The organism is Streptomyces sp. P17, from assembly GCF_032436805.1.
Lineage (GTDB): Bacteria > Actinomycetota > Actinomycetes > Streptomycetales > Streptomycetaceae > Streptomyces.
The window spans coordinates 121,245-127,475 of sequence record NZ_JAVRBF010000016.1 but is presented as its reverse complement, the minus strand read 5'-3'; the positions used below and the strand labels follow the sequence as shown (position 1 = coordinate 127,475).

Genomic DNA, 6,231 nt, shown 5'->3' with positions numbered 1-6,231 from the left:
TTCGCCCCCGGAGGTCTCCCGCCACCTCGCCGTGCTGCGCCGCGCGGGCCTGCTCACGGCCCGGCGGCAGGGTCGTTCCCTGGCCCGGGGCACGCACACCACCGGTGAGCTGGCCCACGCCTGGGAACTTTCGCCCCCGGAGGTCTCCCGCCACCTCGCCGTGCTGCGCCGCGCGGGCCTGCTCACGGCCCGGCGGCAGGGTCGTTACGTCCGCTACAGCCTCGAACTGCCCGATCTGACGACGCTGGGCACCGACCTGCTGACGGCCGTACTGCGCTGAGGCTCTGAGCCTCAGGCGCCGACCAGGGGGGAACCCGCAGACGTCCTGAGCGGTGTCGCCAGCTCCGCCAGGGCCCGTTCCAGACCGTGCAGATGGGCCAGCGCGGGATCCGACGCGGACGGCTGCTCGGCGGGCGCCGTGAAGTCCGCACCGCCGGTGAGGGCCTCGACGGCGGCCTCGACGCGCCAGCACGCGGCGGCCAGGCGGGCGTCGTGGGAGGCCACGGGGTCGGCGGCCACCGCGACCAGGCCGCGGATCTCGCGGGCGCAGTCGTCGAGCAGGGCGAGCACCCGGCGGGCGCGGCGCTTGCGGCCCAGCATCGGGTTGAGCGGGTGGACCAGTGGGGCGACCGACAGGCGTACCCGGCCGAGGAGCTGCTCCAGTTCGGCCACGCGGGTGGCCGGGTCGGCGGTCGTGGAGCCGGCGAGGCGGGCGGCGGCCTCGGCGGTCGCGGCGTGGACGCAGCGCAGGGCGCGCTGGATCCACGCGTCGGTGACGGCGTGGGTGGTGACGGGCAGGACGAACAGCACGGCGAGCACGGCGCCGAGCGCGCCGACGCCGGTCTCCGCGAGCCGCAGCGCCAGCAGGGCGGGATCGAGGACGCCGAGCAGGCCGTAGAGGAGTTCCGCGAGGAGGGTGACGCAGAGCATCATCCAGGTGTACGAGACCGCCGCCGTGTAGAAGATGCCGAAGACGCAGACGGCGAGGATGACGGCCGTGGGCAGGGGCGCGCCGGCCACGGGGACCGCGACCGCCAGGCCGAGGCCGATGCCGATCACGGTGCCGAGGACCCGGCGGAAGCCGCGGACCAGGGTCTCGCCGCGGGAGGTGGTGTTGACGAAGATCCACCAGGTCGCGCCGACGGCCCAGTACCAGCGCTCGCCGGAGACCAGCTGGCCCACCACCAGCGCGAAGCCCGCGCCGGCGGTGGCCTGGACGGCCTGGCGTGTGGTCACCCGGGCCAGACCGGTGCCGCCCGGCGCGGCGGGCAGGGGGGCCGGGGGCAGGCGGCGCTCGTAGCACCACAGGCCGAAGCGCACCGCGGCGGCGACCAGGAGGGACAGGAGTACGGCGGCGTAGAGCTCGGGGAGGTGGCGCGGCGTCGCCTGGAGGAACTGCGCCACGAAGTACGTCATGAACGCGAAGACGCCGAGGCTGTGCCCGCGCGGGCCCCAGCGGCGGGCGTACACGCCCGCGCCGACGACGGCGAGGAAGGTGAGGTCGCGGGCGAGCGGCTGGTCGTGCAGCTCGGCCGCCGCGGCGAGCACGGGCAGGCCGACGAGCGGCAGCAGCGCGGTGGTGACCGCCTGGCCGCGGACCGTGGAGTCGGTGACGGTGAACAGGGCGAGCAGCGCGGCGAGGCCGCCGGTGACGGCGCCGACGAGGGAGTGTCCGGCCAGCCCGCTGACGACGACCGCGAGGCCGATGCCGACGACGGCCCGCGCGGCGAAGCGCAGCCGCGCCCGCCCCGGGTCCGGCGCCGTGAACACCCTCTTCAGCACTGCTTCCCGCCCCCTTCGAACCGGCATGAAAAAGCGCCGCGGGATCCGCAGCGCCATCGACGGCTTCATTGGAGCATCAGCACGGCTGCTGGCTCAAGTCGTGTCGAATATGCTGGGCCATCGGCACAGGAATTTCGGCCCGATGCCGCCCACCGGCGGGCCAACGGACCATGCACGAGGAGGCCGGCCCGATGGCCGTGGACGAGCTCGACACCCGCATCCTGCGGCTGCTGCTGGAGCAGCCGCGCACCAGCGTGCGCGAGTACGCCCGCATCCTCGGGATCGCCCGCGGCACCCTCCAGGCCCGGCTCGACCGGCTGGAACGGGACGGCGTGATCACCGGCACCGGCCCCACCCTCTCCCCCGGCGCCCTCGGCCACCCGGTCCTCGCGTTCGTGCACATCGAGGTCACCCAGGGCCACCTCGACGACGTGGGCGACGCGCTGGCCGCCGTACCGGAGATCGTGGAGGCGTTCTCGATCACGGGCGGCGGGGATCTGCTGACCCGGGTGGTGGCGCGGGACAACGCGCACCTGGAGGACGTGATCCAGAAGCTGATCAGCCTGCCGGGCGTGGTGCGCACGCGTACCGAGGTGGCCCTGCGTGAGCGGGTGGCGCACCGGCTGCTGCCGCTGGTGGAGGCGGTGGGCCGGTCGGCTCGCAAGTGATCCTTGGCATGCTGGACGCCATGAGCAATCTCCGCGGCATCTCGGTCATCTTCGATCTCGACGGAACGCTCGTGGACAGCGAGCCGAACTACTACGAAGCGGGCCGGCAGACCCTCGCCGAGCACGGCGTGCCGGACTTCTCCTGGGCCGAGCACGAGAGGTACGTCGGTATCAGCACCCTGGAGACGGTCACCGACTGGAAGACGCGCTACGGGCTGGGGGCCTCGGTGGAGGAGCTCCTCGCCGCGAAGAACCGCCGCTATCTCGCCCTCGCCCGCGCCTCCACGCGCGCGTACCCGGAGATGCGGAAGTTCGTGGAGCTGCTGGCCACCGACGCGGTTCCGATGGCCGTGGCGTCGGGCTCCTCGCGGGAGGCGATCGAGGCGGTGCTCGCCGGCACTGGCCTGGACGCCCATCTGCGCACGATCGTCTCGGCCGAGGAGGTCGACCACGGCAAGCCCGCCCCCGACGTCTTCCTGGAGGCCGCCCGCCGCCTCGGCGCCGAGCCCGCGGACTGTGTGGTGCTGGAGGACGCCGCTCCGGGCGCCGCCGCCGCGTACGCGGCCGGGATGCGCTGCATCGCGATCCCGTACGTCGCCGCGCAGGCCGGCGCCCCCGAGTTCGCGACGGCCGGGCTCCTGCTGCGCGGCGGCCAGCCGGAGTTCACGGCACGGGCGGCGTACGACTGGCTCGTCGGCACGGCATGAACGGCCGGGCAACCCTGAGCCGGGCTCGATGGTCATGATGGCGTGACCCACGTTCCCCACGCCATCGAACTGTCCCGATGAAGGCGCAGCGGGGTGAGCTGATGCGCCTGTACCAGCTCTACCGACTGCACTCCAGCCGTGAACGCGCCGAGCGGACCGGACGGTTGTTCACTGTGGGCGCCTGGCCGCGAGCGCCGCGTGCTGCTCGGATGGCTGGCCGGGGTGCTGTTGTGGTGGCATCCCGATCCGGCCGGGCTGCGCCAGGCGCTGGCCGTCGGCGGTGCGGCACTGGGCTGCGGGGCGGTGTGGACGGTGCTGTTGCGGCAGGCCGTGCGCTGGCTGCGCGACGGCATGATCCACGACGCCGGGAGTGAGCCCCCGCGGTTGGCCGGGCTGGTGCCCGACAACTGGGGCCGAGTGGCTGTGGAACACCCTGCGGATCGCGAACCTGGTGCTGCTGGGCATCCCGATGGCCGGTCTTGCCATGGGTCTCGGCGCCGCCGGGTCGCCGGAGGACATCGAGAAGTGGGTGGCCTTGGTGCGCCGGCCGGTCACCGGGGGCGCCCTGCCGCTGACCGGGCTCATGGGCGGGATCATGGGCGGGATCATCGGCGGACTGTCCGTCGGTTTCGGCGCGGAGACGGAGGAGTGCTGGACACCGCGCGGTGCCGTGGGCCGGCTGGTCGTCTACGGGCTGCCCTTCCTGCCGGCGGTGCCGTGGCTGTCCGGCAGTCGCGAGATCTGGTCCGGCGCATTCGTCGCCCTGGCCGCGCTGTGGCTGCTCATCGCACCCGTGAACAAGGTCGCCAAGCACATCCCGAGCGTCTCCTCGGACTGAACGGGAGGGCGCGCGGCGCGTGCGTCCGCCGCTCGTCACGGGGATCCTGGAAGCACCATGACGATCGACGTGTCCGTGGAGCGGATCATCCCGCTGCCTGCCGAGCGGGTGGCGGGCTACGCCATGGACTGGCGCCACGATGCCGAATGGACCCAGGGCATCCGTACGGCGGAGCTGACCCGCGAGGCCGACGCGGGCGGGTTCGGCGTAGGCGCCGAGGTGACGCGCACCGCGTACTTTCTGGGCCGGCGCATCGACTACGTCCTGCGCGTGGCGGCGTACGACGTGCCCTGGCTGCTCGCCATGGTGTCCGTGGCGGGCCCCATGCCGATGCGGGTGACCTACGCCTTCGCGCAGCATCCGCGCGGCACCCTGGCCCGTATCCACGTGCGGGGCGGCCCCGGCGGCCTCGCCCGGCTGGTGGCACCCCTCATGGCCCGTCAGGTCCGCGCCAACCTGGGCAAGGACCTGCGTGACTTGGAGCGCAGGCTGCTGGAGGCGGGCTAGGACCTGCGGCGGGGCTTGCCGCGGCGGGCGGGGGCGCCCTTCTTGGCCGGGGCGGGCTTGCGGCGGGCTGGGGTGGGCTCGGGGCGCTTGCGCTTGGGCTGCTCCTGGGCCTGGGGCGCCGAGCGGCCGCGGGTGCTGTTGACGGTACGGCCACGCACGACGCCGATGAAGTCCTCGACCAGCTCAGTGGTGGCCTCCTCCGGCCAGGACAGGGCGATGCCCGACTGGGGGGCGTCCACCAGGGTGCGGTAGGTGAGGTCCTTGCGGTGGTGGAGGCGGGCCAGCGACTGGGGGACGACGAGCAGGCCGACATTGGCCGCGACCAGCTCGATGGCGTCCGCGGTGGTGGCGGGGCGCTCGGAGCCGGGCTGTCCCGGCGGCCGCTCCCACCCGAGCACGTCGTCCATCGGATGGAAGACGACGTCGTCGGCGAGATCCTCCGAGGACACCTCGTCCACGGCCGCCACGGCGTGGTCCTTGGGGACCACGACGACGGTGGTCTCGGTGTAGAGGGGGATCGCGCTGAAGGACGTACGGTCGACCGGCAGCCGGACGAACGCGGCGTCTGCGCCACCGCCCCGCAGCACCTCGGGCGCCTCGGCCGCGGTCACCGAGAGGAGCTCCAGAGGGACGTCGGGATAGCGCTCGTTCCAGATCCGCACCCACTTCGAGGGTGTCACTCCGGGAACGTACGCGAGCCGGAACGAGGAGGGTGCTTCCGAGCCTGTCACCTGGCCAGGTTACCGGCCGTGGTCGGCGGCCGTGGTCGGCGGTCGTGATCGGCGGTCGTGGTCGGCGGTCGTTCACCCACTCGATACCCTTGACCCATGACGTCGCACCAGACCACCCAGACGATGAAGCCGGCCACCGCCGCGAAGAAGCTGGGTGTGTACCTAGAGGCCACCCCCGCGGAGTTCCAGGAGGGTGTGGTTTCGCGCGCCGAGCTGAACGCGCTCCAGGCGGAGCCGCCGCAGTGGCTGCGTGAGCTGCGGGCCAACGGCCCGCACCCCCGGCCGGTGGTCGCGGCGAAGCTCGGTGTGTCCATCGCCGGCCTCGCCCGGGGCGGGGTCACCGAGCCGCTCACCACCGAGCAGATCGAGGCGCTGAAGCAGGAGCAGCCGGAGTGGCTGCAGAAGGAGCGCGCCACCCAGGCGGAGGTCCGCAAGGAGACGGCCCGCATCAAGGAGAAGCGGGCCGAACGGGCGGCCCGGCAGGACTCCTGACCTCGGTCTCCGGCGCCGCCGCGAGCCGCTCCTGCAACCGTGCGTGCCGGAACTGGTACACCTCGCCCGCCTGCCGTAGCACGCCCCCGCCGGTGCGCCTCGTCGAGGAAGGCCATCAGCCGCCAGGGGAGGCAGCCCGCCGCGCAGAGCCAGAGGCGAGCGGTGAGGAGGCGGCCCCAGGCGGTGAGGGCGAGGGTGATCAGGCCCAAGGGGAGGAAGACGAGCGCGGCGACGTACCCCGGCTCGGACAGCGCGCCGCTCACGAGGACACCGGCGAAGAAGCCGACGAATCTGATCAGGGTGCCGCGGACGACACCGGTGTCCCGGTCCGTGCGCAGGCTCGCCTCCGGGCCGGGGGTACGGTCGATGTCGACCGGAGCGCCGAGCCAGCGGTGCAGTCCCGCGGCGAACCCGGCGACGACCCCCAGCCGACTCCGACGGCGAGCCCGAACGACAGACCGGAGCGGAGCAGCTGGCCCGGCTCCCGCTGGAACAGCCATCCGTGC

Annotated in this window: 8 protein-coding genes; 6 read left to right on the top strand and 2 right to left on the bottom strand. The window is 73.6% G+C overall.

The window, feature by feature from the left end:
* The coding region (locus tag RMT89_RS13330) for a metalloregulator ArsR/SmtB family transcription factor (protein ID WP_315883929.1) at window positions 1–280 on the top strand (280 nt) is incomplete at its 5' end.
* An 11-nt stretch (window positions 281–291) separates the two neighbouring features.
* Here RMT89_RS13330 and RMT89_RS13325 read toward each other — a convergent pair.
* The gene (locus RMT89_RS13325; protein WP_315883928.1) at window positions 292–1,782 is read right to left on the bottom strand and encodes an FUSC family protein; all 1,491 of its coding nucleotides are present in this window, start codon (window positions 1,780–1,782) and stop codon (window positions 292–294) included.
* A 191-nt stretch (window positions 1,783–1,973) separates the two neighbouring features.
* On the opposite strand from RMT89_RS13325, the gene RMT89_RS13320 reads away from it, so the two are divergent.
* From RMT89_RS13320 to RMT89_RS13305, 4 genes are all read left to right on the top strand, one after another.
* Window positions 1,974–2,450 carry an Lrp/AsnC family transcriptional regulator gene (locus tag RMT89_RS13320; protein ID WP_315883927.1) on the top strand — a complete coding sequence of 159 codons (477 nt, stop codon included), beginning with the start codon at window positions 1,974–1,976 and terminating at the stop codon, window positions 2,448–2,450.
* A gap of 20 nt (window positions 2,451–2,470) precedes the next feature.
* Window positions 2,471–3,157 (top strand): HAD family phosphatase, encoded by a 687-nt coding sequence (locus RMT89_RS13315; protein ID WP_315883926.1) that lies wholly within the window; start codon window positions 2,471–2,473, stop codon window positions 3,155–3,157.
* Between the two features lie 370 nt (window positions 3,158–3,527).
* Window positions 3,528–3,995, top strand: coding sequence for a hypothetical protein (locus RMT89_RS13310; protein ID WP_315883925.1), 468 nt, complete (start codon window positions 3,528–3,530; stop codon window positions 3,993–3,995).
* A gap of 57 nt (window positions 3,996–4,052) precedes the next feature.
* Window positions 4,053–4,502, top strand: coding sequence for an SRPBCC family protein (locus tag RMT89_RS13305; RefSeq protein ID WP_315883924.1), 450 nt, complete (start codon window positions 4,053–4,055; stop codon window positions 4,500–4,502).
* On the opposite strand, the gene RMT89_RS13300 is transcribed toward RMT89_RS13305, so the two are convergent.
* Entirely contained in the window at window positions 4,499–5,233 is a 735-nt protein-coding gene (locus tag RMT89_RS13300) for a LysR family substrate-binding domain-containing protein (protein ID WP_315883923.1), read from the bottom strand. The genes RMT89_RS13305 and RMT89_RS13300 overlap by 4 nt on opposite strands.
* Window positions 5,234–5,329: 96 nt before the next feature.
* Between RMT89_RS13300 and RMT89_RS13295 the strand changes: the two genes are divergently transcribed.
* A complete protein-coding gene (locus RMT89_RS13295) occupies window positions 5,330–5,725 on the top strand; it encodes a DUF5997 family protein (RefSeq protein ID WP_315883922.1) in 396 nt (131 codons plus the stop codon).
* Window positions 5,726–6,231 lie beyond the last annotated feature (506 nt).

Coding starts and splice junctions, on each gene's coding strand:
- RMT89_RS13295 (WP_315883922.1), top strand. CDS start 5,330: ATGACGTCGCACCAGACCACCCAGACGATGAAGCCGGCCACCGCCGCG.
- RMT89_RS13315 (WP_315883926.1), top strand. CDS start 2,471: ATGAGCAATCTCCGCGGCATCTCGGTCATCTTCGATCTCGACGGAACG.
- RMT89_RS13305 (WP_315883924.1), top strand. CDS start 4,053: ATGACGATCGACGTGTCCGTGGAGCGGATCATCCCGCTGCCTGCCGAG.
- RMT89_RS13320 (WP_315883927.1), top strand. CDS start 1,974: ATGGCCGTGGACGAGCTCGACACCCGCATCCTGCGGCTGCTGCTGGAG.